The sequence below is a fragment of the Chryseobacterium bernardetii genome, from assembly GCF_003815975.1.
GTDB classification, from domain to species: domain Bacteria; phylum Bacteroidota; class Bacteroidia; order Flavobacteriales; family Weeksellaceae; genus Chryseobacterium; species Chryseobacterium bernardetii.
The window spans coordinates 2,938,621-2,963,015 of record NZ_CP033932.1 but is presented as its reverse complement, the minus strand read 5'-3'; the positions used below and the strand labels follow the sequence as shown (position 1 = coordinate 2,963,015).

24 protein-coding genes are annotated in these 24,395 nt (G+C 36.3%); 10 read left to right on the top strand and 14 right to left on the bottom strand.

All coding sequences use genetic code 11. The features are described from left to right. Positions 1–125: 125 nt before the first annotated feature. The 6 genes from EG339_RS13615 to EG339_RS13590 form a co-directional block, all read right to left on the bottom strand. Positions 126–2,450 carry a choice-of-anchor L domain-containing protein gene (locus EG339_RS13615; RefSeq protein WP_228459619.1) on the bottom strand — a complete coding sequence of 775 codons (2,325 nt, stop codon included), beginning with the start codon at positions 2,448–2,450 and terminating at the stop codon, positions 126–128. 237 nt (positions 2,451–2,687) lie between these two features. Further along, entirely contained in the window at positions 2,688–3,242 is a 555-nt protein-coding gene (locus EG339_RS13610; RefSeq protein WP_123870526.1) for a DUF1003 domain-containing protein, read from the bottom strand. Between the two features lie 11 nt (positions 3,243–3,253). Continuing rightward, entirely contained in the window at positions 3,254–4,024 is a 771-nt protein-coding gene (locus EG339_RS13605) for a TIGR02757 family protein (protein ID WP_378113119.1), read from the bottom strand. Between the two features lie 7 nt (positions 4,025–4,031). Beyond that, positions 4,032–4,946 carry a ribonuclease Z gene (locus tag EG339_RS13600; protein WP_123870525.1) on the bottom strand — a complete coding sequence of 305 codons (915 nt, stop codon included), beginning with the start codon at positions 4,944–4,946 and terminating at the stop codon, positions 4,032–4,034. Positions 4,947–5,082: 136 nt separating this feature from the next. Then, positions 5,083–5,667, bottom strand: coding sequence for an RdgB/HAM1 family non-canonical purine NTP pyrophosphatase (rdgB, locus tag EG339_RS13595; RefSeq protein ID WP_378113117.1), 585 nt, complete (start codon positions 5,665–5,667; stop codon positions 5,083–5,085). Positions 5,668–5,695: 28 nt separating this feature from the next. After that, on the bottom strand, positions 5,696–6,526 hold the full coding sequence (locus tag EG339_RS13590) for a CPBP family intramembrane glutamic endopeptidase (RefSeq protein ID WP_123870524.1): 831 nt from the start codon (positions 6,524–6,526) through the stop codon (positions 5,696–5,698). Between the two features lie 95 nt (positions 6,527–6,621). Here EG339_RS13590 and EG339_RS13585 point away from each other — a divergent pair, with 95 nt between their 5' ends. The 4 genes from EG339_RS13585 to EG339_RS24785 all read left to right on the top strand — a co-directional run bounded on the left by EG339_RS13585 (position 6,622) and on the right by EG339_RS24785 (position 10,034). After that, the gene (locus tag EG339_RS13585; RefSeq protein ID WP_123870523.1) at positions 6,622–7,341 is read left to right on the top strand and encodes a hypothetical protein; all 720 of its coding nucleotides are present in this window, start codon (positions 6,622–6,624) and stop codon (positions 7,339–7,341) included. 1 nt (position 7,342) lies between these two features. Continuing rightward, positions 7,343–8,041, top strand: coding sequence for a hypothetical protein (locus EG339_RS13580; RefSeq protein WP_123870522.1), 699 nt, complete (start codon positions 7,343–7,345; stop codon positions 8,039–8,041). A 120-nt stretch (positions 8,042–8,161) separates the two neighbouring features. After that, entirely contained in the window at positions 8,162–9,757 is a 1,596-nt protein-coding gene (locus tag EG339_RS13575; protein ID WP_123870521.1) for a peptide chain release factor 3, read from the top strand. 148 nt (positions 9,758–9,905) lie between these two features. Then, positions 9,906–10,034 carry a DnaJ domain-containing protein gene (locus EG339_RS24785; RefSeq protein WP_378113113.1) on the top strand — a complete coding sequence of 43 codons (129 nt, stop codon included), beginning with the start codon at positions 9,906–9,908 and terminating at the stop codon, positions 10,032–10,034. On the opposite strand, the gene EG339_RS13565 is transcribed toward EG339_RS24785, so the two are convergent. Next, a complete protein-coding gene (locus tag EG339_RS13565; RefSeq protein WP_228459756.1) occupies positions 10,018–10,938 on the bottom strand; it encodes an ISAon1 family transposase in 921 nt (306 codons plus the stop codon). The two genes, EG339_RS24785 and EG339_RS13565, sit on opposite strands and share 17 nt — an antisense overlap. Before the next feature lie 37 nt (positions 10,939–10,975). After that, positions 10,976–11,329 carry an ISAon1 family transposase N-terminal region protein gene (locus EG339_RS13560; protein ID WP_123869105.1) on the bottom strand — a complete coding sequence of 118 codons (354 nt, stop codon included), beginning with the start codon at positions 11,327–11,329 and terminating at the stop codon, positions 10,976–10,978. Positions 11,330–11,644: 315 nt separating this feature from the next. Here EG339_RS13560 and EG339_RS13555 point away from each other — a divergent pair, with 315 nt between their 5' ends. The 3 genes from EG339_RS13555 to EG339_RS13545 all read left to right on the top strand — a co-directional run bounded on the left by EG339_RS13555 (position 11,645) and on the right by EG339_RS13545 (position 14,014). Next, complete coding sequence (locus EG339_RS13555) at positions 11,645–12,595, top strand: DUF4349 domain-containing protein (RefSeq protein WP_123870519.1); 951 nt, start codon at positions 11,645–11,647, stop codon at positions 12,593–12,595. A gap of 64 nt (positions 12,596–12,659) precedes the next feature. Further along, entirely contained in the window at positions 12,660–13,187 is a 528-nt protein-coding gene (locus EG339_RS13550; RefSeq protein WP_123870518.1) for a helix-turn-helix domain-containing protein, read from the top strand. Further along, positions 13,091–14,014, top strand: coding sequence for an IS3 family transposase (locus EG339_RS13545; protein ID WP_228459755.1), 924 nt, complete (start codon positions 13,091–13,093; stop codon positions 14,012–14,014). The genes EG339_RS13550 and EG339_RS13545 overlap by 97 nt, the downstream gene beginning before the upstream one ends. 170 nt (positions 14,015–14,184) lie before the next feature. On the opposite strand, the gene EG339_RS13540 is transcribed toward EG339_RS13545, so the two are convergent. Next, positions 14,185–14,550: a hypothetical protein gene (locus EG339_RS13540; protein WP_123870516.1), complete on the bottom strand. Its 366-nt coding sequence runs from the start codon at positions 14,548–14,550 to the stop codon at positions 14,185–14,187. A 21-nt stretch (positions 14,551–14,571) separates the two neighbouring features. Further along, the gene (locus tag EG339_RS13535; protein ID WP_123870515.1) at positions 14,572–15,711 is read right to left on the bottom strand and encodes an acyl-CoA dehydrogenase; all 1,140 of its coding nucleotides are present in this window, start codon (positions 15,709–15,711) and stop codon (positions 14,572–14,574) included. A 368-nt stretch (positions 15,712–16,079) separates the two neighbouring features. Between EG339_RS13535 and EG339_RS13530 the strand changes: the two genes are divergently transcribed. Then, the gene (locus EG339_RS13530) at positions 16,080–17,858 is read left to right on the top strand and encodes an AMP-dependent synthetase/ligase (protein WP_123870514.1); all 1,779 of its coding nucleotides are present in this window, start codon (positions 16,080–16,082) and stop codon (positions 17,856–17,858) included. Between the two features lie 228 nt (positions 17,859–18,086). On the opposite strand, the gene EG339_RS13525 is transcribed toward EG339_RS13530, so the two are convergent. From EG339_RS13525 to EG339_RS13515, 3 genes are all read right to left on the bottom strand, one after another. Next, positions 18,087–18,863: a zinc ribbon domain-containing protein gene (locus tag EG339_RS13525; protein ID WP_066693517.1), complete on the bottom strand. Its 777-nt coding sequence runs from the start codon at positions 18,861–18,863 to the stop codon at positions 18,087–18,089. A 2-nt stretch (positions 18,864–18,865) separates the two neighbouring features. Next, positions 18,866–19,963 carry a Nif3-like dinuclear metal center hexameric protein gene (locus EG339_RS13520; protein ID WP_123870513.1) on the bottom strand — a complete coding sequence of 366 codons (1,098 nt, stop codon included), beginning with the start codon at positions 19,961–19,963 and terminating at the stop codon, positions 18,866–18,868. Positions 19,964–20,080: 117 nt separating this feature from the next. Continuing rightward, complete coding sequence (locus tag EG339_RS13515; protein WP_228458925.1) at positions 20,081–20,929, bottom strand: hypothetical protein; 849 nt, start codon at positions 20,927–20,929, stop codon at positions 20,081–20,083. A gap of 249 nt (positions 20,930–21,178) precedes the next feature. Between EG339_RS13515 and EG339_RS13510 the strand changes: the two genes are divergently transcribed. Both EG339_RS13510 and EG339_RS24305 read left to right on the top strand, forming a co-directional pair. Next, positions 21,179–22,006 (top strand): ion transporter, encoded by an 828-nt coding sequence (locus tag EG339_RS13510; protein WP_123870512.1) that lies wholly within the window; start codon positions 21,179–21,181, stop codon positions 22,004–22,006. Between the two features lie 43 nt (positions 22,007–22,049). After that, a complete protein-coding gene (locus tag EG339_RS24305) occupies positions 22,050–22,208 on the top strand; it encodes a hypothetical protein (RefSeq protein WP_164466442.1) in 159 nt (52 codons plus the stop codon). Positions 22,209–22,368: 160 nt separating this feature from the next. Here EG339_RS24305 and EG339_RS13505 read toward each other — a convergent pair whose 3' ends face one another. Then, complete coding sequence (locus EG339_RS13505) at positions 22,369–24,330, bottom strand: T9SS type A sorting domain-containing protein (RefSeq protein WP_123870511.1); 1,962 nt, start codon at positions 24,328–24,330, stop codon at positions 22,369–22,371. Between the last annotated feature and the right edge of the window lie 65 nt (positions 24,331–24,395).

Sequence of the window (24,395 nt, the reverse complement as noted above, 5' to 3'; positions counted from 1 at the left end):
TCAATTTAACATTATTTACATTATTACTAATTCAAGTTTATTTATCGTAGAATATCAACTTTATTTATTTTAATCTCACAAAAAAAGACTGACAAAACAGTCAGCCTTTCAATTATCATTTTAAATTATTCTATATTCTTTAGCAGGATCCAGCCCGTTTTCACTGTTGGCAATTTGCTTGCAGGATCTTCAAAGGTAACCTGGTACCAATATGATGAGGACGGAAGTCGTTTCCCCTGGAAGAAGCCATCCCAATACGGCCTTACTTTTTCAGCCCTGAACACTTCTTTCCCGTAACGGTCAAAGATCATACCACTGAAATTCTTATATCCGATTATTCCCCTGAAATCAATAATATCATTAATGTTATCACCGTTTGGAGTAATTACATTTTTCATCACAAAAGTAAAATATTCAATAAAACCTACACAACTTGTGTTCTTCACTCTGACACGAATAGAAATGATTTCATTTTTAGGGACATTCGTAAATGTATTAGAAGCCTGCCATGTAAGCCCGTTATCTACAGAGTATTCCAATATTCCGTTACTAGGATTACTTGCGGTAAGAATCATTGTTCCTCTGTCATTATAATTTACATTGATAATTTCAGGAACAACAGCTTTTATAACCTGTGTTTTAAATTCTTTGGAACACACTCCATTACTGATGGTTACAGTATATTCTCCCGGTTTATTCACTGAAATAGACTGTGTTGTGTCACCGGTATTCCACTCATATGTATATCCCGAGCCTGAACCTGCATCTAAGGTAATTCTATCTCCTTCACAGATATGCCCCCCCTTTAATGTAGAAACAATAGCAGGCACTACCTCTACAGTAACTTCTGCAGGCTTTGCAGACTTACATCCCTGGGCTCCGATAGCATATACAGAATATGTTGTTGTTTTGGTTGGGCTCACCGTTCTGGTTCCATCTGTAATGGAAGCAGTATCTTTCCATTGATAGGTTACCCCGCCGGTTGCTGTCATCAATACAGATTCTCCTACACAGATCTTCAGTTTTTCAACATTAAGGCCGGCAGTAGGTGTTGCTTCCTTATGCAGGGTTAACGTTGCCATTCTACTACAAAATCCTCCATTTGTAACAAGAACATGCAATACCTGACCATCTGTTCCGTCATAGGTAGTCAGATTTTTAATATAGTTGTTATTTTGAGCCTGTGCATCCGCCAGAGTGGTATAAAAGCGGGTTACAGCTCCTGCCGTTGTAGTAATCATTGGTATTGCAGCCTCCAAATTAAAAGTAGTGACGGTAGGAGTTGTACAAAGGCTGAGCACAGCATCCTGTACGGTAGGGCTTGTACCGCCTACAACGGTTATTTTAGCTTCTCCCGGACACTGGCTTCCCGGAACCATTACTTTTATGGAATACACTCCAGGTTCAGTAGCCACATAGGCAGCATTGGTTGCTCCTGGAATTAAAACCCCGTCTTTATACCATTGGAAAGTCATCCCAGGAACCGGATCCAATTGGGCTTTTAATGTTTTAGGAGCATTATCACACATATTAATTGTAGACGGCAGGCTTGCCCCGGTTTCATCTACAATTTTAACTCCAATATCAAATGATCCTCCTTCCAGGAAAACAGCAGAATCTAAGCTGTGGTCTTTAGCATCTGCAATAACCATTTTGAAATGATAAGTTTCACCAGGAATTACAGTTGCAACAGCAGTTAAAGGAATAGTTCTCCCTGCATAATTGATTCCCACGTGCGGAGTATTAATTCCTCCGAAATAAGCCTCATTGATTGGGCCACAAGAAAAGTTAGGCCCGGTGGGAACAATATTCGTAGCACTCACAGGTCCGGCACCTCCCGGCAGAACTGCTAAATTTGTATAAGTAGGATCCCCTACTTTTTTCAGCAAAAGAGCGAAAGCATCTGAGAAACCTGTACATGGATAACCTCCGGAATATTCCTCGGAAGCAAATATATAATTGAATTTTACCTGGGTAGAATTAGGAACAAAATCAAATTCAAGGGCTACTGCATCTTTCAATTCTACAGTAGCATTAGTAGCAGCTACAAGATCAGGATCACTCCCTGAACCAGGCTCTTTACTCATATCATCATTAAAGCTGTTTCCTGCATCTTTTGCATAACCGGTAGTTAAAACAATTCCGTCTTTAAAAGGAAAATTTGCAGTTCCTCTGTTAAAATACCCCCAAAATCTATTGTTATCAAATATGGTATGGTTAGGAGATACTGTAACATTGGTAATATTGGCTGTGGTACAGGTACTTCCCCCGTTAATCAGAATGTCTTTTACCAGCTGTTCCGGAAAATAACCTGTTGCCGGATAGGGAGCAACATTTACATCTATAAAATTTCCGGCCTTCAAACTTGCCCCTGTAGGTTTTATCTTCACAGGCTTTCTGCTAGGACCAACCTGTGAGAAAACAGAAGCAGAAGTCAGTAAAAAAGCCAAAAGAAAAAAGTAGTGTTTAAATCTATAATGCAACATTTTAATTTGATTTTGTTCAAATGTAGCAAAAATAACAATATCAAATCAGCATTTCAGACACTTATTACCCACTTTTTCATAAAAATTCACAATAAATACATTTTATTTTTAACTAATTGTAAATAAAAAATATTTAATCATAAAAAAACAGATCAATAAAATTAATCTGTTCTTATTTTTAACGGAGCTTTTTATGAACCTTTATTCGTCTTTTTTTAATTCATCAATCTCATTACGAAGCTGGGCAATAATGTCTTTCAAAGCTTTTATTTCATTTTTATTTGAACTTACATTGCTTTTCAGGATTACATTTTTGGCCTTTTCATTGTGATCTTCTTCATCTTCTTCATCATTAATTTCTTCAATATCTTCCTGAATGTCTTCTATATCTTCATTAATTTCTTCAATATCCTCACTGATCTCTTCAATGTCTTCACTGATTTCTTCAATATCTTCCTGAATATCTTCAATATCTTCACTAATTTCTTCAATATCCTCCTGGATATCTTCAATTTTTTCATGACTCTTATTTACAGACATCTGAATGAAGATGGCCAGATAAATAGCTTCCAGGGAAAGTACTGTAGTGAGAATCAGAAGCATTTTATCAAAATCAACAATATTCAGCATCGGAAGTAAAAAGGAAGTGATAAAAAGCAGGGTATGCACTATCAGAGACTGAATAGATCCTATCCAAGAGGTAATACTGTCTGCTATTTTTTCCAGAACTTCTGTTTTTTCGTTATATTTTTTCATCCTTTTAATTTTTACAACAGTTCTTTGGTTACTCCTAATCCAAACAGGGCAAAATCATATTTTGCAGGATCTTTATCATCAAATTTTCTGATGGCTGTATCCAGTTCTTCCACCGTTTTCCAGTCATTCTGAGTTCTTTCCAGCAATCCCAGCTTTCTTGAGATATTTCCGGTATGTACATCCAATGGAATAGACAGGTATTTCTGATCAATATCTTTCCAGATCCCGAAATCCACTCCACGTTTATCTTTACGCACCATCCATCTCAGAAACATGATGATTCTTTTGGCTGAAGAATTTTTATAAGGTGAACTGATATGCTTGTGGCTTCTATGTTTTCCGGTCTCCAGAAAACTGTTTCTGAACCTTTCTATTGCATGCTGAAAATTGGTTTCAGCAGTTTTGACTTTGAACAGCTCTTCCAGACTTTGATTTTCTTTATAAATCCTGTTAAACTGCCTTATAAAATAAGAAAAGTCTTCTCCGTTAAAGGTTCTGTGAATGCTTTTATCCTGAATATCCTTCAAATCTTTTTCAGAATGGTTCAATACAAAATCATAGGGTGAATTCCCCATAATATCCAGCATTTTATTTGCTGAATTGATAATGGACTTCCTGTTTCCCCACGAAATAGTGGCTGCCAGAAAACCGGCAATTTCAATATCCTGTTTTAAAGAGAAACGATGCGGGATCTGTATCGGGTCATTTTCTATAAAATCAGGAGCATTATACTGGTCTGCCTTTTCGTCCAGAAAACCTCTAAGCTCTTCAATCTTCAACATAATTCTTTTAAATTTTTACACTTTCCAAAGCTTTTGGCAGAAATGAATTAGGGAAAATGTTTCTTGCTTCATCCGTGAATACTGTTAAATCTGCATATCTGTTGGAAAAATGCCCAAGGATGAGTTTTCCAACCTGTGCTTTCTGTGCAATGGTTGCTGCTTCCAGGGCTGTGGTATGCCCTGTATAATCTGCCATTTCCTTCAGATCATGCAGGAAAGTAGATTCATGATACAGAACCGTAGCATTTTTAATAATAGGAATAACACTTTCAAGGTAGCGGGTATCACTACAGAATGCATATGATACTGACGGAGCCGGATCAATGGTTAACACCTCGTTTTTAAGGACATAACCATCACTTAGCACAAAATCTTTTCCTGCTTTTATGTTGTGATAATCACATGATTCAATTTCGCTATACTTAGCAATTTCCTTCATATTCAAGTGCCTGTCTTTGGGTTTTTCTTTAAAAAGATACCCGTTACAGTAGATTCTGTGGTCCAAAGGAATGGTATATACTTCTACCCTATTATCTTCATAGATTTTTTCTGAATAATCTTTGTCCAGTTCATGGTAAACCACCTCAAAACCACGATAGGTTTCTGTGATCTGAAAAATAGTTTCCAGCATCTTTTTGATTCCTTTCGGGCCATAAACATGCAATGGATTTTCTCTTCCCAAAAGACGGAAGGAGGCAATAAGTCCCGGAAGACCAAAACAATGATCTCCGTGAAGGTGGGAAATAAAAATATGGTTGATTTTTGAAAATCTGGCTTTTGCTTTTCTCAGCTGTACCTGCGTTCCTTCTCCACAATCAATCAGGAAGTGTCTTTCTTCCATTTCCAGCAGCTGGGCTGTGGGCGAGGAATTGATAGTCGGAATCGCTGAATTAAAACCTAATATTGTTAAATAAGTACTCAAATCAATAGTTTCTTGTAACAAATGTACGACAGAAATTTTAAAACATATATTTTACCTTTAAATTTCAACAGGAAATACATAAAAAAAGCCACTTTTCCATGATAGAAAAATGGCTCTAATTTATCTGTATGATCAATTACTTTACTTTTAAAAAATCCATAAACAGGTCTAATGCCTGCTTACGGTGGCTGATCTTATTTTTATCTTCCGGTTCCATTTCAGCAAAGGTTCTCTCATATCCTTCAGGAACGAAGATAGGATCATATCCGAATCCTTTGAAACCTTTATTTTCAGTTAATAGATTACCGTGAACTCTTCCTTCAAAATACTGGGCTCCGTTTTCATCATAATAGCATAGAACGGTAACGAAGTAAGCTTTTCTATTCTCTATTCCCTGCATTTCTTCCAATACTTTTTCAATATTTTTAGCGAAATCGTGATCTCCTGCATAACGGGCAGAAAATATTCCTGGTCTTCCGTCTAAAGATTCTACAACAAGTCCACTGTCATCGCCCAAACTTGGAACCCCTGTCTTTTCAAAACAGTATTTAGCTTTAATTAAGGCATTGGCATGAAAAGAATCTCCGTCTTCTACAATCTCTTCGTGGATATTATAATCTGTAAGGCTTTTAACAATACAGTCATTTCCTAAAATCTGCTGAATCTCTTCTTTTTTATGCTCGTTGTGTGTAGCAACCAATAATTCCATTTCTATATTCATTTTCAATTTTACTTTTTACTGCTGTTGATTACATTTCAGCATAATGTACTTTATATTTCTTCATAAAAAGGTAGTAGAACAAAGAGAAAAGCACAATTCCTACGGCTAAGATCAACCATTCTGAAACATTAAACACTTTTGCAAAACTTTCATCCTTACCGTACAGCACCAGTAATGACAGTGTAAGGTTATTAAATGCATGTAATAATATTGGCATCAGTAAAGATTTTGTTTTATGATATACCAGTCCCAATACACAGCCCAGCATTACAGCACTGATAAACTGCCAGGGATTTCCGTGAACAATGCCGAAAATAATGGAAGCATATAAAATAGCTTTCCATGGTTCCACTCCTTTATTGATTAATCCCTTCTGAATAATCCCTCTGAAGATAATTTCTTCAAAGATAGGCGCCATAATTACCGTCATGATAATCATTACAACAGGATTATCGGTCAGCTGGCTCATAAGCTGGGTGAAATACTCATAAAAACCTCCAAAAAAAGGACCTGTTGTAGGAATAAGTGTTGTGGTAAACTCTGAAATAAACATCATCCCAGCCATCATTGGAAAAATAAGAAGATAAGTATAGAAGTTGACAGATGAAAGATTAAAGCTCAGTTTCTTTTGAGTTGTTCTTCTTACAATGAAAAAATCGAAGAAAGCAATTGCTGTAACAAATCCTACAGAATTGGCTACCATGAGAAACCAGTCTTTAAGTTCAAGATTTTCTTTGAACACCACTTTCCAAAAAGTACTGAATAAAGATACAGCCATCGTTCCCACAAACAATCCAACCACTAAAGTAACAGCGCCAAGCCATGTGAAAGTAAACTTCGGATACCTGCTATTTTCCATTCTTTTTCTCTGTAAAAGTTTATGGAAACAAAGATAATTTTTTTGAATGCCACAGGCAACTAAAAAAGAAAATACTTAAATTAGCCCCAGTTGCCATGAATATTGCAAAAACAAATACAGAAATCTCTTTTCCCGGCCTTGAATCTAAAATTAACTGGTGGGTTACTTCTATCCTGCAGATAACTTTCTTCGGAATCTTTCTGTTCTTCTTCTGTCTTTTTGTTCTTGGCCCTATATATGGGATCTACAAAAGAGGATGGGAACCTATGCTTTCAGCTGCCTTGGCATGCTGGGCTATTTCACTGGTGATTTTGATTCCTGTTATCCGGTATTATATTATAAAAAGAAAAAAGATAGCCAATAAAATTGTGATCAACAGCTCCGGACTTTTATTTTATAATTCAAAAAATGAAATTACAGAACAGATATTATACACTGAACTTCGTTCTTCAAACCAAAATTTTGATATTTATACATTTACTCCAATAGGTTCAGGCATGGTTCCCTTGTTGGAAATCACTATACAACAAGAAAAAAAAGAAGAAACCAGACGTATTGATATAAATCTTCCTCTTTATGCTGTGAAGAATAAAGCCGCCCTATATGCTCATTTCATACATGGAATCTCGATTTTCCGTTCTGATTTAAAAATAGACCCCATGGTATTGAGAACGTTTTCTATCGACCTGAATACATGGGAAATTAACAAAATTAAGAAAGTTTCAATAGGCAACTGGTTTTTTATTTTAGCAGTGATTGTTACTGTCTGTATCATTATTGGAGCTACATTTCTAATCATTGAAATTAAAAACTAAAATGACAGAAAAGTTCCAAACTGTTGTTTCTAAAGTGAACAAGCCAATCACCTATCTTCTGACAGGAATTTTGTGGCTGGTCATCATCATTATTCTGATCGTCATGGGAGTAATTTCCGAAAATATCTATAGCCATTTCAGACGCTATATAGAAGATGATCCCGGTACTTTTTTCATCCTTATTTTTACCCAACTTTTATTACTATTTTGTGGTATAGCTCTAATGATGTCTTTAACCTATCAAAAAAAAGAAAAGATCCGGAAGGCTGTTATTGATGAAAAAGGAGTTACTTTTTATAACAGGCAGGACCATGTAATGCATATCGTTTTATATAGTGAACTCCAAAAGGCTAAGAACTCATCAGGTGATGCTTTTATGTATACTACCACAGGAAAATATGCTAAATCCTATCTGAAAATTTATCTTAAAAACAAAACAGGGCAAATTATACTAACAAGCATAGATTTCAACTTTGAGTATGTTATCCTGAGCAATCAATTCGAAATGTACCGGCAGTTTTTAAGGGGTATCCAATGCTTCCGTCCGGATCTTACGGTAAGCCGACAAACCATTGAAGAATACAGACTCGATCAGGACTTCCAGCCAGTAAAAAATTTTGGAACATTTGAGTATATTATAGCTACCCTCTTCACACTTACTATCCTTGGGTTGATTTATGCCGTTTCCTTGCTCTTTTAACTTCTACTTCAGGATAATCATGTCTTTCTTTAATTTCTATTGCCATACGATCCATATTGTATGAATTTAAATTTGAAAACCTCATAAAAAATCACGATTTTTGCAACTTCAAAATACGATATGTCAGACTTAATCAAAGAAATACAAAAAAGAAAGACCTTCGGGATCATTTCCCACCCGGATGCCGGAAAAACTACTCTTACTGAAAAACTCCTTCTTTTCGGAGGCGCAATCCAGGAAGCGGGTGCGGTAAAATCCAACAAAATAAAAAAAGGAGCTACTTCCGACTTTATGGAAATTGAAAGACAGAGAGGGATCTCTGTAGCCACTTCCGTATTGGCATTTGAATATAGAGACCATAAAATCAACATTCTGGATACTCCGGGTCACAAGGACTTTGCTGAAGATACCTACAGAACTTTAACGGCTGTAGATTCGGTAATTGTTGTAATTGACGTTGCAAAAGGGGTTGAGGAACAAACTGAAAAACTGGTTCAGGTATGTAGAATGAGAAATATTCCGATGCTGGTATTCATTAACAAGCTTGACCGTGAGGGAAAAGATGCCTTTGATCTTTTGGATGAAGTAGAACAGAAATTAGGTTTAACCGTTTGTCCGCTTTCTCTGCCAATTGGTATGGGAAGTGATTTCCAGGGAATTTACAATATCTGGGAAAACAACATCCAGTTATTCCTGGAAGAGAAAAAACAGAAAGTTGGAGACTCTATTAAGTTTGATGATATTAACGATACTTCAATAGACGAAGTCATTGGTGAAAAAGCGGCCAATACTTTAAGAGAAGAACTTGACCTGATCCAGTCTGTTTATCCTGAGTTTAATCGTGAAGATTATATGAAAGGGGATTTACAGCCGGTATTCTTCGGTTCTGCATTGAACAATTTTGGAGTTCGTGAGCTACTGGATGCATTCATAGATATTGCTCCGATGCCACAGCCTAAAGAAAGTGATACCCGCTTGGTAAAACCTGAAGAAAGTGCTTTTACAGGATTTGTATTTAAAATCCACGCGAATATGGATCCTAAACACAGAGACAGATTAGCCTTCGTAAAAATTGTTTCCGGAACCTTCAGAAGAAACGAAAACTATTTACTGGTAAGAGAAGGTAAAAAGATGAAATTCTCTTCCCCAAATGCTTTCTTTGCAGATAAAAAAGAGGTAGTAGAGGAAAGTTTCCCAGGAGATATTGTTGGCCTTCATGATACAGGAAGTTTCAGAATCGGTGATACTTTGACTGGTGGTGAAAAACTGAGCTTCAAAGGAATCCCAAGTTTCTCTCCGGAACATTTCCGTTATATCAACAACAATGATCCGCTTAAAGCTAAGCAACTGGCTAAAGGTATCGATCAGCTGATGGACGAAGGAGTTGCCCAGTTGTTTACTCTGGAAATGAACGGAAGAAAGATCATCGGAACTGTAGGTGCCCTTCAGTACGAGGTTATTCAATACCGTCTGGAGCATGAATATGGTGCAAAATGTACCTATGAACCTCTTTCAATGCACAAAGCCTGTTGGGTAGAAGCAGATGAGAAATCTGAAGAATTCAAGGAGTTTGCAAGATTAAAGCAGAGATTCCTTGCCAGAGATAAATACAATCAATTGGTATTTTTAGCGGATTCTTCTTTCACTATTCACATGACACAGGAGAAATTTCCAAATGTGAAGCTTCATTTTATCAGTGAATTCAGAGAAAGCTAATTAAAACTAGCTTGATAATATATATCCGCAGAAGTTTTCTGCGGATTTTTTTGTTCATTAAAAATATCAATTGGTTTTAAGATACTATTTGTTAAACTTTAGAAACTTTTTATATTTGAACGTTTTACAATAATTCATTAAACAAATCATGAAAAACTTTTATCAAATTCTGGGCGTTCCCACTGATGCTACAAATGAAGAAATTAGAATTGCTTACAGAAAACTTGCAACTAAATTGGATCAAGCGCAAAAGTTGGGGACTAGGCAAAAAGTTTAGCTAATCTGAAGATAAAAAAGGTTCTGTCTTTTACTCCTCTGAGCTGCATTCTGAAGTTTTTTATTTTCGCATTGAAAGATTCAGCAGCAGCATTGGTGCTTCTTTGATCAAAATAGTTGAGAATATTTCTATAATGATTCATTATTGTTTTTCTTAAGGTAGAAAAAGATTTAAACTCTGCTTCTTCCACATTTCTAAACCAATGGGCCAGTTTAGTCATGGCTACAGATTTCGAAATATTCTGGTTATAAATTTTTCTAAGTCCATCAGTCAATTCATATGCCTGTTCCAGATCAGGATACTGGGTAAAAAGGATCGAAGCTCTTTGTTTCTGGGACAGAGTCCATTTCTCACGGCTTTTATATAGTAAATACCTGCTTCTTGCCAGGAGCTGTTTCCGGGTATCTCCATTTGTAAAAACTTCTGTTTCAGCTGAGTGACTGTTAAGAGGATTGTTTTCCATTTCAATAGCCTCCCAGCGATTCCTGATCCTGATCTCCTGAAGGGCCTCTATGGACAGCTTCTGAACATGAAAACGATCAATAACCTGTACTGCATCAGGAAAGCAGCGTTGGGCAATACGCTTCATGGAACCCGCCATATCCAATGTAATTTCGTTTACCTTCATCCGAAGTTTTTTGCTGATCTTCAAAAGATGTGTGATGACAAAATCACTTTGGGTACCTTTTATCATAGCAACAATACTTCCTTTTCTCCCTTTTGCTTTTTTGGAGGTAAGAACGGTATAAAGTTCTCCATCAGATAATGCTACTTCGTCTAAAGATAAGGAGGCTGAGACATTTTCAGGGTAAATGATCCAGTCCTCTGCGTGCGGTTTTTGTTCCCAGCTATGATATTCGCTGAGATTATTCTTGTATTGCCTCTGGAAGGTCTTGCCTTTGATCCCGAAAAATTCTGCTATAACTTTTAGGGGAAGAGCTTTAGTGTCTGCTAATTTTTTTTAAGAAGACTGCCAAATCCTTTGTCATCCGTGTGCCTTTCGCTACAAGCTGCCAGTCTCTCTGAAGGATCTCACCGGAGGATTTATCTGTCCATCTTCTTCTTTTCACATGGAGCTTTACGATTTTACCCCGTAATGGATAATCATCTACAATGATTTCAGGTAAAAAGCCCTTGGATTCAAGTCTCCTTTCTTTAAATTCATGGGGAATACTATTTCTTTCTTCAAAATAAATATGAAGTTCTGCATCATGAGTTTCTGCTTTGAGGATATCAAAGTGTTCAACTAAAAATTCCGGAAGTAATAATTTAAGAAGGTCGTGATCGCTTAACATGATGCAAAGATAAAACTACTTAACATTCCCCCCAACTTTTGAGACTGAGCCACTAAATTCCACCCTGATAAGAATTTTGGCGATAAATATTTTGAAGATCGCTTTAAAGAAATCAATCTTTTTTAAATTATTGAAATGGTTGATTTTTTATTTGTTTTACTTAATTACTACTAAAAAAAAATTGTAAAACAAGTTATTTTTATTTTACAAAACGTTGAAATTCTAATAATTAAATATTTACATAATCAAAACAATTCCTTTACAAACTTTACAAAAACTTCCCTCCTAATTTTACTTCATCAAAAAAATAATGGTATGAAAAAGTATATATTACTCGTTGCAATATCAGGTGCTTTTATTGCATGCAGCCAAAAAGGTGAAGTTTCCCAGTCTAAAATTGAAGAAGTTATACATAGTGCAGACAGTGCTGCTACTGTTGCTTCAGAAGCTATTGATCAAGCAGGTAAAACAGCTGATCAGGCTCTTGATTCAGCAAGTATCAGAATAAAGGATATTGAAGGCGCTAAAAACGATATCCAGGATAAAATAGAAAGTACTTCCAGAATGGTGGATTCATTATCCGATAAGATTGCTTCTACAAAACTGGAATCAAAGATTGAGAAAAAGGATTCTGCAACTAAGAAGCCTGAGAGAACAGCAACACATGTTCCAGCTCCTAAAGTGATTAAAGAAACCAAGATCATTTACAAGGAAAAACCGCAGAACGACAGCTACGAACTGAGTATGTCCAAAGATAAAATGGTGAAGACGGGATATCTTGTAGTGCGGGCAGATCATGCTGAAACGGTAAAGGAAATCATCAGAGAAGAGGCCATTAAAAACAATGGGTATGTTAAAAGTGAGAATCAGTCTTATATTGAAGCAGCAAATCCGCGTGATGAAAACCAAAAGATTTACAGCCTGAACATCAAAGTTCCTATCCAGCATTTTGATGGCTTAATGGAAGCTTTAAACAGCAATATAGGAGATATTGAGACCAGAGACATTCAGGTTACAGGACGTAATTATGCAGATAATACCATCTGCAGCATCGATGTCAATATCACAGATAAAACTGAAGCTGAAAAAGAACCTAAAACTTTTGGAGGAAAATCATTAGCCGCCATTGAATCCGGCTGGGATGTAATTACTTCGATCTTTCTTTTTCTACTTCCACTATGGCCGGTATTTCTGATTGGCGGTATTGGATACTATTTTTATAAAAAGAAAAAAAACAGTAATATTCCTCATCAGGATTCTCATTAGAATCTCAAAATCCATCCTTTGGACTGCCCCCAAAAAGTTAGACACTTTTTAGGGGCATTTTTTTATGGAAAGGAAAGGAAAATTTAGCGTTGCTTTCAAATTGGAATGTATAGAACTTCATCAGAATTCTTATCATTCGATTGAATCTATAGCAACAGAAAAAGGATTTAACGAGAGTAATCTTCGCAAGTGGATCGGTTTTTATAACAAGTACGGAATATCGGGATTACAACCGAGAAAAAACAAAAGCTATTCCGTAAGGTTTAAGCTTAAAGTGTTGAAAGCCATCAATACGGAGTTCATCTCACAAAGAGAAGCGTGTGTCAGGTTTGATATCCCTGCCCAGTCTACCGTCTTGAATTGGCAGCGTGATTACGAAAAAAGTGGTATTTTAGGTTTGGAAAACAAACCTATAGGAAGACCCAAAAAAATGAGTGATTACAAGCGTAAGAAAAGGAAGTCTGACAAGCCATTGACAAGGGAAGAAGAACTTTTATTGGAGAACGAAAGGCTGCGTGCCGAGAACGATTTTCTAAAAAAGCTAGACGCCTTAACTCTCAAAAAGAACAAGCAGAGGCCATCGAAGAATTAAGGCAAAAATATGACCTGTCAGTCCTGCTGGATTGTACAGGTATGGCCAGGAGCAGTTTCTATTACCATCAGAAAATGCTTCAGAAGAATGATAAATATTCAGACATCAAGACCCTGATAAGGCAGATCTATCACAAGCACAAAGGACGTTTTGGATACCGTCGCATCACTTTGGTAATGAAAGAAAAAGGAATTATCATCAATCACAAGACAGTCATGAAACTAATGAAAGTTCTGGGACTCAAAAGCATCATAAGGGTCAGGAAATACAAGTCCTATAGAGGCGAACAAGGCAGTATAGCACCGAATGTTTTGGAGAGGAACTTCAAGACAGACCAACCTAACAGGAAATGGGCAACTGATGTGACGGAGTTCAATGTCTCTGGAAACAAACTGTACCTATCCCCGATAATTGACCTTTATAACGGAGAGATCATCAGTTACGATATATCGGAGAGACCTGTCTTTATTCAGGTTATTAATATGTTAAAGAAAAGCTTCAGTAAAATCAAAAATACAGAAAACATCATTCTCCACTCGGATCAAGGCTGGCAATATCAGATGAAAGCCTATCAGATGCTTTTGAAAGAAAAAGGAATCATCCAAAGTATGTCCAGAAAAGGAAACTGCCTGGACAATGCTGTGATAGAGAATTTCTTCGGGACGTTAAAATCTGAGATGTTCTACACCAAGAAATTTAGAACAATTGATGAACTTAAAAAAGAAATAAAAGAATACATTAATTATTACAACCACGACAGGATAAGACTCAATCTAAAAGGAAAGAGCCCGGTAATGTACCGAACTCTTTATTATAATATTGTTTAATTTTGTCTAAACTTTTGGGTGCAGTCTACTTAAGGGTGGATTTTTGTTTTAACTACAGATTTTTTGTGAAGAGAAATGTATTGAAACTGTTTAATAAAAATACCCGTATTGAGACTTACATCCATCATTCATTACTCATAAAAAAGGCCTCCAAACGGAAGCCTTTTATATTATTTCATGTTCACTACTCTGTCTACGACAAATTTTGTGTTTCCTCTCCACGGAAGAGCGCCATTGTATTCTTTATAATGGAGGTCAAAGGTTTTGCCACTGTTGTTTTCCAATTGCTTGAAAACTTCAGGGTCATCTACAGAGAACTCAAACTCATAGCTTGTAATACCGCCTGTTTTTCCTTTTCCAAAACCTTCCTGAATCAGTTTACCTTCATACGTCTTGAAGATATAGCCTTTTTTCATGGCATAATTCAGGTATCCGGATTTTACGCCTTCTCCAAATACAAAGAAGAACTTATACCATACAAATACTCCTAACAATAGCAGTACGACACCGAGGGTGATCCACAAAGATTTTTTCATAGTGTGTGTTTTGTTAATTTTTTATTTTGCGATACTTCTTGAGATCACGATTTTCTGAATTTCAGACGTTCCTTCGTAGATCTGAGTGATTTTCGCATCTCTCATTAGTCTTTCTACGTGGTATTCTTTCACATATCCGTATCCACCATGGATCTGTACTGCTTCAATAGTAGTATCCATTGCTACCTGAGAAGAGTATAGTTTTGCCATAGCTCCGCTTTCAGAGATATCTTTTCCGGCATCTTTCTCACAAGCTGCTTTGAAACATAACATTCTTGCCGCAGTGATCTGAGTTGCCATATCAGCTAATTTGAATGCGATAGCCTGGTGGTTGATGATCTCAGTTTTGAATGCTTTTCTTGTTTTAGCATATTTCAAAGCCAATTCGTAAGCTCCAGAAGCAATACCTAATGCCTGAGAAGCGATACCAATTCTACCACCGTTCAGTACAGCCATTGCAAAATTGAAACCAAAACCATCTGCACCAATTCTGTTTTCTTTCGGCACTTTTACATTGTTGAAGATCAAAGAGTGTGTATCACTTCCTCTGATTCCCAGTTTATCTTCTTTTGGTCCGATTTCAAAACCTTCCCAACCTCTTTCTACAATGAAAGCATTGATTCCTTTATGTTTTTTCTCAGGATCAGTCTGTGCAATTACGATATAGTAAGTAGCAGTTCCACCGTTAGTAATCCAGTTTTTAATACCATTTAAAAGATAGTAATCTCCTTTGTCTTCAGCAGTAGTTTTCTGAGACGTTGCATCAGAACCTGCTTCCGGCTCAGATAAAGCGAATGCTCCAATAACCTGTCCGCTTGCCAATGGAGTAAGATATTTTACTTTTTGCTCTTCGGAAGCAAATTTTTCAAGACCTGCACAAACCAATGAATTGTTTACAGACATTACAACCGCTGCAGAAGCGTCTACTTTTGCAATTTCTTCCATTGCCAGCACATAAGAAACGCTGTCCATACCTGCACCACCGTATTTAGGATCCACCATCATTCCCAAAAGCCCCATTTCTCCCATTTTTTTCACCTGCTCTACAGGGAATTTCTGGTCGCGGTCTCTTTCAATAACTCCAGGTAATAGTTCATTCTGTGCAAAGTCTCTTGCCGCCTGCTGAATCATCAGCTGTTCTTCCGATAAATTAAAGTCCATAAAAAAAATAATTAGATAGCCGTAAATTTACACTTTTTAAGCAAATCTGAAAAAATAAATTAAAAGCAGGAAAAAGGCTGACAGAAAGGGAGATGTGAGAGGTTCGGGACGCAGAGTCCGGCAAGCTATATTTTACGATATTACAGCCTGTAAAATGATTATTGGAGTTCCCGGCAAAATCTGTTAATAAAGAATGAATATTTCTGGTGTGGCAGGATTGTGATAATCCGCTTATATGGCTTCCAGAGCCGTTTTCAACAAAAACTGTTATGGTACACATTCAACTTATCTCCAATTATCTGTTTCAGATGTATACAATTAAAAAAAATGCTTATATTTAGATTTCTTTATAAATTATTTAAAAAATCATGACGATCAAGAGATTATTCGATATTCCGCACTACGCTTTAGAAAAATATCCTAAAACGGATATGTTTGCAACGAAATATCATGGTGAATGGAAAAAAACTTCTACACAGGAGTTTATTAATGAAGGAAATAAGATATCCAGAGGGTTACTGAAGTTAGGTATAAAACCGGGTGATAAGATCGCTTTGATTACCACCAATTCCCGTACAGAGTGGGCAATAATGGATTTCGGGCTTTCCCAGATTGGTGTTGTTTCGGTACCGGTTTATCCAAGTATTTCTCCGGAAGATTATGAATTTATCTTCAATAATGCAGAAATACAATATTGTTTTGTTTCAGATAAAGAGTTACTCAATAAGGTAATGAAGGTAAAGCACAACATTCCAACTTTACAGGGAATCTTTACTTTTGATAAAATAAGCGGTGCTGCCAACTGGAGTGAAATTCTTGATCTTGGCGAGGATGAATCTACCCAAATTGAAGTGGAAGATCTTTCCAATGCTATTAATACGGAAGATTTAGCTACCATTATTTACACTTCAGGAACTACAGGAAGACCTAAAGGAGTAATGCTTACCCATAATAATATAGTTTCCAATGTCCTGGGATCTATCCCAAGGATTCCCAAGAAAAAGAGCCTTGATTATAAGGAAACAAGAGCGTTAAGCTTCCTTCCTATCTGTCACATTTTTGAAAGAATGCTATTCTATCTTTATCAATACAACGGTTTTTCTATTTACTTCGCTGAAAGTATTGAAAAAATGGGTGAAAATGTAAAAGAAGTGAAACCTCATTACATGACAGTAGTACCCAGACTGGTAGAAAAAGTATATGATAAGATCTACAATACCGGTTCTTCTGCCGGAGGTTTAAAATCAAAAATATTCTTCTGGGCTTTAAATTTAATTACTAAAAAGAAGTCTGTCTCCAAACCATCGGGCATTCAGGAACTGATAGCCGACAAGCTGGTATTCTCAAAATGGAGAGAAGGGCTGGGTGGCGAAATCATCACTTTGGTTTCCGGATCTGCAGCCTTGTCTACAAGACTGAACTTAATGTTCCAGAACGCGGGAGTCCCTATTTTAGAGGGATATGGCTTAACAGAAACCTCACCTGTAATTTCTGTAAACAGCTTTGAAAAAATGAAAGTGGGAACTGTTGGAATTCCTTTGGATAACTTACAGGTAAAGATTCAGGAAGACGGTGAAATTACAGTAAAAGGACCTTCAGTGTTTAAAGGTTATTTCCAGAATGAAGAAATGACCAAAGAAGCATTTACTGAAGACGGTTTCTTTAAGACAGGAGATATCGGGCACATTGACAGCGATGGTTTCCTACAGATTACTGACCGTAAAAAAGAAATGTTCAAAACATCCGGTGGAAAATATATTGCACCTCAAACCATTGAAAACTTAGCTAAAGCTTCAAAATTCATTGAGCAGATCATGGTAGTAGGTGATGGTGAGAAAATGCCATGTGCTCTGGTACAGCCTGATTTTGAGTTCGCAAAAAGCTGGGCGATGAGAAATAACCTCAACATTGGCTCTACTCCTGAAGAAATTGCTAAAAGTCAGGAACTGAAGCAGAGAATTGAAAAAGAGATTAATGGAATTAATGAACACCTTGGAAACTGGGAGAAAATTAAAAAGATTGAGCTGACTCCCGAAGTTTGGAGCATTGAATCCGGACTTCTGACTCCCACACTGAAACTGAAGAGAAAAGCGATAAAAGAAAAATTTATTGCCCTCTATAATAAAATGTATGATCATCAGAATTAGAAAAATAAAAGCCGCTCCAATAAAGCGGCTTTTTTGTGTGTTTTAATCATCATGGATAGATGGCTTAACAGAAACCTGTTTCTATTAAATTTTACCCTCACGGATTTCAGATTACGCAAATTTTTCTAATGTAATCTTTTCAATTGCCGTAGATAAGTGGTATTCGTGTTTACATAAAAAAAGCTGCCTCAAAATGAAACAGCTTTTTGTATTGTTGAAAATCAATAATTAGAATTTAATTACAGATTTCATTTTTTCGTTTTCTTCCATTACCAACTCATCGTCAACAAGAATTTTCCCGGAATGCTCATCAATAATGATTTTCTTTCTCTGGGCAATTTCCATTTGCTTTTGTGGTGGAATAGTGAAGAAAGATCCTTTTGGAGCTCCTCTCTCTAATCCTACTACAGCAAGACCATTGATTGAGTTTGTTCTGATTCTGTTATAAGAAGCTAATAATCTTTCATCAATCTTACCTGCGAATTCTTTAGACTGCTCTAATAAGTATTCTTCTTCTTTTTGAGTTTCAGAAATAAGACCTTCTAACTCTTCTTTCTTGAATTTCAGGTGGTTTTTCAAATCGTTGATCTTTGCATTCAACTCGCTTAAAGTTTCGTTTTTGTGAGCAATTTTAGCTCCGAATTCTTTAATTCTTTTTTCAGCAAGCTGAATTTCCAGATCCTGGAATTCCATTTCTTTTCCTAATGCTTCAAACTCTTTATTGTTTCTTACATTATCCTGCTGAGATTTGTATTTCTCAATTAAAGTTTTTGCATGGTTAATCACTTCATGCTTTGTTTTGATCTGATCTTCCTGATCTTTGATGTCTGCATGAAATTTTTCAGCTCTCTTTTCAAGACCTTCAATTTCAATTTCAAGATCTTCAACTTCAATTGGCAATTCTCCTCTAGTATTTCGGATTTCATCCAATCTTGAATCAATGATCTGTAAATCGTATAAAGCTCTTAATTTTTCTTCAACTGAAATATCGTTGGTTTTTGCCATATTTAAATGAAATAATTTACTGGGTTTGTTTTTTCAATAGATTTTGAAATTGCAAATGTACTAAATTTTTGTGATAAAATTTCAAATAATTGTTGAGTTACAAATTGTTCTGATTCATAATGCCCTATATCACAGATCAGCATTTTGGACTCGGCTAAAAAATAGTCATGGTATTTCAGATCTCCGGTAAGGTAAGCATCACATTTTTTGGAAACTGCAGAACGTATTCCACTGGCTCCGGAACCACCCAGTACCCCTACTCTTTTAATTTTTTTGTTATTAAAAGCGGAATGTTTAATGACTTCTAGACCGAATTTCTCTTTTACAAATCTTAAGAAATCTTTTTCATCCATTTCTTCTTCCAGTTCACCATACATTCCCAAACCAACATGATGATTTTTATTATCGAGACTGTATATCTGATGAGCAACTTCTTCATATGGATGTGCCGTTTTCATTGCGCTTACGATCTGGCCCTGTTTAAATCCTTCAAAAATAACGGAAATCATATCCTCATCGGCATTTTCCCTGATGTTCTGTTGTCCGGAAAACGGATTTGAACCTTCAACAGGTCTGAATGTACCCTTTCCGTTAACAGTAAAACTGCATTCGTCATAAAATCCTATACTTCCGGCTCCGGCAGAGAACATTGCTTCTTTTACCTTTTCCGAATAATCTTTAGGGACAAAAACAGTCAGTTGCTTGAGGTTATTTTCTTTAGGCTGAAGAATTTTCATATTCTTTAATCCCAGCTGACGGCAAATACCATGATTTACTCCAAAGAAATCATTATCAAAAGCCGTATGAATGGCATAAATGGCAATTTTATTTTCAATAGCTTTTAAAACAGCTCTTTCTACATAATTTTTCCCGGTTAAAGATTTCAGCCCCGAAAAAATAATAGGATGAAAACATACGATCAGGTTGCAGTTTTTCTTTATAGCTTCATCCACCACATTTTCCAATGCATCATGGCAAACGAGAATTCCGGACACATCACGATCGGGAACTCCACACAAAAGCCCAACGTTATCAAAATCTTCTGCCTGTCTGATACTTATTTCCTCTTCTATCTTTGAAATTACAGTTCTTAGCTTCATTTGTCTATATTTTACAATTACAGCGAAGATATTAATTTTAGAAAGATTCAGAAAAATTCTACCCAACAAAAAAGCCGGCAGATAAAGACCGGCTTTAGCATAAAAGAGTAATATAATTTAATCTTTAAACATGGATACTCTCGTAAAGGATTCTATCTGCACGTCACAGTTTATATCTGACTCCATAAAGAGCTGATACCCTCGTCCGGGATCAAGACTTGCAGGGTCAGCAATGGTATAGAAATAAAAGGTAAGAAGATTACCTATTCCATTAGAGCCACTTGGTACAAGCTGAATAGAGTTAACTTCAAATCCTGAATCAGGGTTTTTGAATGTTGCTTTTACAGATCCTAAAGAATTGGAATTGGGCATAATATTAGCAATCAGCCTCCAGACATGAACCTGGCCATAGATTTCATTTTCTCTCCACTTATTGGTAGCAGCGATATAGATATTTGAAGTAACACCGGGAAACGGAACTGTAGTTTCCGGCCAGCTTGTAGTAGGACTGGATGCAAAGACCAACGGGGTGGTATACACTACCTGTTGTCTTGTTCCATATCCATTTCCTGATGCTACTAAGTTAAGCGTAGGTTTTACATTTGCGTTTCCAGAATTCACCTTAACGACACCGTCATTACCAGCCTGGGAAGATGTGGGAACAAAAAGCTGTCTCCAGAGGGTACCATCCCAATACTGGAAATTATTGGTTGTCTTATTAAAAATTAGAGTTCCTGCAACGAGGTTAGCATTCACAACGCCTGCAGGGGGCACTGTTGATGCAATATTATCAGCCAAATATGTATCCCTGTCTGTATCTGTAAGCCGGGGAATGAGAATACCTTTCTGATTAGAAACAATATCCAATACTGCTCCTCCATTTGGAGTGGTAGTATTAATACCAACCTGTCCACATACAAAACCATATATGAACATTGGCATTAACGAAGTTAATATTCTTATCATGATCGTAGGTTTTGTAAAATAAAATTACAAACTAAAACCAAAAATATGTTAAAAAATAAATTTTTATATGTCATATTTTATTCGTATTTTATTAAATACAAACAATTGAAAAACAGTATTTTAAATACATATAATTCACTTTTTAATGAAAGAAAATTCATTAACATTTGTATGTTTCTTTTAACAATCCTATCTTTACCCGCTACTTGACAGAAATTATTAACTTCACCGTGAAATAAAACCATTAAAATGGAAAGAGAACACAACCTTGTTCCTGAGGACAATTTATGGAAAAGATATCTTTACCGAATTATTTACCGCTCCGATACCAGGCTCGGAAAACTGTTCGATATCACTTTACTCTCTTTAATTCTTGTGAGTACAGCCATTATAATGATGGAAAGTGTACCTAAGCTTGACAAAAGGTTTCATTACACATTCCTGGTTCTTGAATGGGTTATTTCTATTTTCTTTACAGCGGAATATTCTATGCGGATTGCTGTAGTAAAAAATAAAAAGCATTATATCTTCAGCTTCTTCGGGATCATAGATTTTCTGGCACTGGTTCCGTTTTATCTTAGTTTTTTCTTTCCGATAACCAAATATTTTCTGATCTTCAGAATGCTCAGAATGTTGCGAATCTTCAGGATCTTTAATTTACTGGATTTTATGAATGATGGCTATCTTATTGTAAGGGCCTTAAAAAACAGCTCCAGAAAGATTTATATATTCCTTTTATTCCTGATCATATTCTCAGTGATTGTAGGTTCTCTTATGTTCATGGTGGAAGGTGGACGGCAGGGTTTTGAAACCATTCCGCAATCTATTTACTGGGCTGTAGTAACGGTAACTACCGTGGGCTATGGTGATGTATCCCCTATTACCCCGATGGGAAAATTTTTTGCTGTTGTACTGATGCTTGCCGGTTACTCCATTATTGCCGTTCCTACAGGAATTGTAACGGCTGAAATGAGAAACAAAAGGCAAAATCTGGAAAAGGTATGTGACCGTTGTGGTAATGAAGATATTGATGATGATGCAAGGTACTGCAAACAGTGTGGCAAGAAATTAGCTTGATAGTGGATATTAGTTTAATCTATTCACCAAATACCACAAAATCATGGAACCAACAAAGAAAAACAAGCCGAATAGTTTAGTAATTATTCTTTTTGCATTAGTAGTGCTGATGATTGTTATTTATTTTATTCTTGTAACATTCTTCCCAACTGTTTTCGACATGATGAATACGGGAGACATACAGCCAGTACCGGACAAATAATGAGGAATAAGTGATAGATCATTAAAATAAAAAGATGGGTGAAAATTTCGCTCATCTTTTTTGAATATATAGAGTTGAGTTATATTTAACACTGTAAAATCAACCATTAATAAAAAAGACGAACCGTCAGGTTCGTCTTTTCTGTTCATAGATTGATTAATTATTTCTTAATTGCTTTTACGGTCTGTTTGCTTCCATCTTTCATATTCAAAATCACTACATACAGACCTTGCTTCAATTCGTTTAAATGAAGGATTGAGGAAGGGTTTTCAATAGTCTTCACTAATCTGCCTGAAATATCCATAACAGAGACTGATTTCACCTGATCTGCTTTTGCAATATTCAGTATATCAGCAAATGGGTTCGGATATACTCTAATTTCATTCTTAGCTTTAGAGACTTCTGAAGTCGCAAGAGTTCCTTTATTAATAGTAATGGTGAATGTTCCTTCTAAGTAATCCGTATAGCCACTATAATGCCCTACATTTACATAGTAGGTAGTTCCTGCAACAGTTGGTACAGAAATTTCTTCTGCGTTGCCTGCGCTATTACTGTCAATAGTACTTTCACATGCAAGACTATCACAAGCACCACTAAATACTCCTATCTGCGGATCAAAATCACTTCCTGCCGGCATTGAAACTTTAATATGATGCATAGTACCATCTCCCGTAAATTTAAACCAGGTACCATCATTCATACTATTGGAGCAGATTTCAACAAAACCGCTATTATTAGTAGCTCCTGCAGCATCAGATTGTGTATATGTATAAGGGAATGTTGAAGCAGTTAATGCCCCTGAGCAGTCATCATTTACTGGTGTTGGAGGAAGTGTTCCTATACAAATATCAAAGCTTTGAGCCTCACCTGCTCCTCCGTCTGTATATACTCTTATATAATAGGTTGCCCCCACCGTAAGGCCAGAAACCACCTTAAGTTCATCATAATCTGAGCATACAACATTTGCCAGGGTACTGCAATCGCCACTTAAAACCTGAAACTGAAGAGAATAACTATCTTCAGAACCTATAGAAACCATATTACTCAATGAAACTATATGAGATGCTGAAGTTGCAGTGAATTTGTACCATACATCATCATCAGCTTCCCCATAGCAAGGATCTACCGGCAAACTGGAATCAGTAGCTCCAAAGGTATGCCCAAATGTTTTACTTGCACAGTTCATATCCGGATTTACTGTTAAAGTAACTGCTGTAGCGCATTCATCATTCAAAGGAGAAGAGAGTGTTGTTGTAAATTTTGTTTCGGCACATCCTGAAGATTCTCCTCCTGCTCCCACTGCTGTAACTTTTACATAATAAGTGGTATCTAAAGAAAGAGGAGATGATGGTGTAAAACTCGTAGTAGTTACTGTTTGCTGATTCACGATATTAGAACCGCCCGGGGTGGTTCCTATAGATATTTTATAGCTTGTAGCTCCGGGTGACGGATACCAGCTAATATCAGAAGTTAATGGTACCATAACAGCATTATTTGCCGGCGACATTACAGAAGTACAGGCTGGTAATGCATTAGCTGTTAATCCCATAAAACTGACAACAGATCTGTAATCAAATAAACTGCCATAGCCAGGATCTGAAGGATCGATATCTGAAAAGCCTATAATCCCAATAGAGTTTTTAGGTACATTATTAAGATGATGTACATAAAATACACGTTCATCATCATAAGCCGGATTATTTTCATCTACTGCAATCACCAGGTTCTGTGTATTATTATAAGGAAAAGGAGTAGCAAAAGTGAGTTCTACCATTCCGTTTACATTACTAACTGTACCGGCATATACTTCTGTAAGGTCTGAAACAGGAACCCAATCTGTATCAGAGGTAAATTCAGTTTTAGAAGTATGCCCTAAATACACTACCCAGTCTGATGAGTTCGTTATAATTCCGGCAGGATCAAGATAAAATTTGAGACCTGTAATGTTTCCTGCTGCATTAGCATTGATTTCCTGTTTTGTAAATATTTGTTGAGAATAAGAATATTCCCAATAGCTGTCGACCGGAACTTTCCCAACAACAGTACTTCCCTGGCCTAAAGTAATTTGGGCACTTATAAGCATGTTTACCATCAGTAAACACAAGAGTAAGATTTTCTTCATATACAATTTTTTAAGGTGTTAATCTACTTACCAAATTAATAATAATTTTAATACAATATTAAAAA

Excerpts from the sequence above, each read along its gene's own strand:
- EG339_RS24785 (WP_378113113.1), top strand. The coding sequence starts at position 9,906 with ATGAAAAACTTTTATCAAATTCTGGGCGTTCCCACTGATGCTACAAAT.
- EG339_RS13505 (WP_123870511.1), bottom strand. The coding sequence starts at position 24,330 with ATGAAGAAAATCTTACTCTTGTGTTTACTGATGGTAAACATGCTTATA.
- EG339_RS13520 (WP_123870513.1), bottom strand. The coding sequence starts at position 19,963 with ATGAAGCTAAGAACTGTAATTTCAAAGATAGAAGAGGAAATAAGTATC.
- EG339_RS13550 (WP_123870518.1), top strand. The coding sequence starts at position 12,660 with ATGGAAAGGAAAGGAAAATTTAGCGTTGCTTTCAAATTGGAATGTATA.
- EG339_RS13515 (WP_228458925.1), bottom strand. The coding sequence starts at position 20,929 with ATGATAAGAATATTAACTTCGTTAATGCCAATGTTCATATATGGTTTT.
- rdgB (WP_378113117.1), bottom strand. The coding sequence starts at position 5,667 with ATGAATATAGAAATGGAATTATTGGTTGCTACACACAACGAGCATAAA.
- EG339_RS13580 (WP_123870522.1), top strand. The coding sequence starts at position 7,343 with ATGACAGAAAAGTTCCAAACTGTTGTTTCTAAAGTGAACAAGCCAATC.
- EG339_RS13575 (WP_123870521.1), top strand. The coding sequence starts at position 8,162 with ATGTCAGACTTAATCAAAGAAATACAAAAAAGAAAGACCTTCGGGATC.
- EG339_RS13530 (WP_123870514.1), top strand. The coding sequence starts at position 16,080 with ATGACGATCAAGAGATTATTCGATATTCCGCACTACGCTTTAGAAAAA.
- EG339_RS13605 (WP_378113119.1), bottom strand. The coding sequence starts at position 4,024 with ATGTTGAAGATTGAAGAGCTTAGAGGTTTTCTGGACGAAAAGGCAGAC.
- EG339_RS13540 (WP_123870516.1), bottom strand. The coding sequence starts at position 14,550 with ATGAAAAAATCTTTGTGGATCACCCTCGGTGTCGTACTGCTATTGTTA.
- EG339_RS13525 (WP_066693517.1), bottom strand. The coding sequence starts at position 18,863 with ATGGCAAAAACCAACGATATTTCAGTTGAAGAAAAATTAAGAGCTTTA.
- EG339_RS24305 (WP_164466442.1), top strand. The coding sequence starts at position 22,050 with ATGGAACCAACAAAGAAAAACAAGCCGAATAGTTTAGTAATTATTCTT.
- EG339_RS13555 (WP_123870519.1), top strand. The coding sequence starts at position 11,645 with ATGAAAAAGTATATATTACTCGTTGCAATATCAGGTGCTTTTATTGCA.
- EG339_RS13535 (WP_123870515.1), bottom strand. The coding sequence starts at position 15,711 with ATGGACTTTAATTTATCGGAAGAACAGCTGATGATTCAGCAGGCGGCA.
- EG339_RS13590 (WP_123870524.1), bottom strand. The coding sequence starts at position 6,526 with ATGGAAAATAGCAGGTATCCGAAGTTTACTTTCACATGGCTTGGCGCT.
- EG339_RS13585 (WP_123870523.1), top strand. The coding sequence starts at position 6,622 with ATGAATATTGCAAAAACAAATACAGAAATCTCTTTTCCCGGCCTTGAA.
- EG339_RS13610 (WP_123870526.1), bottom strand. The coding sequence starts at position 3,242 with ATGAAAAAATATAACGAAAAAACAGAAGTTCTGGAAAAAATAGCAGAC.
- EG339_RS13510 (WP_123870512.1), top strand. The coding sequence starts at position 21,179 with ATGGAAAGAGAACACAACCTTGTTCCTGAGGACAATTTATGGAAAAGA.
- EG339_RS13560 (WP_123869105.1), bottom strand. The coding sequence starts at position 11,329 with ATGTTAAGCGATCACGACCTTCTTAAATTATTACTTCCGGAATTTTTA.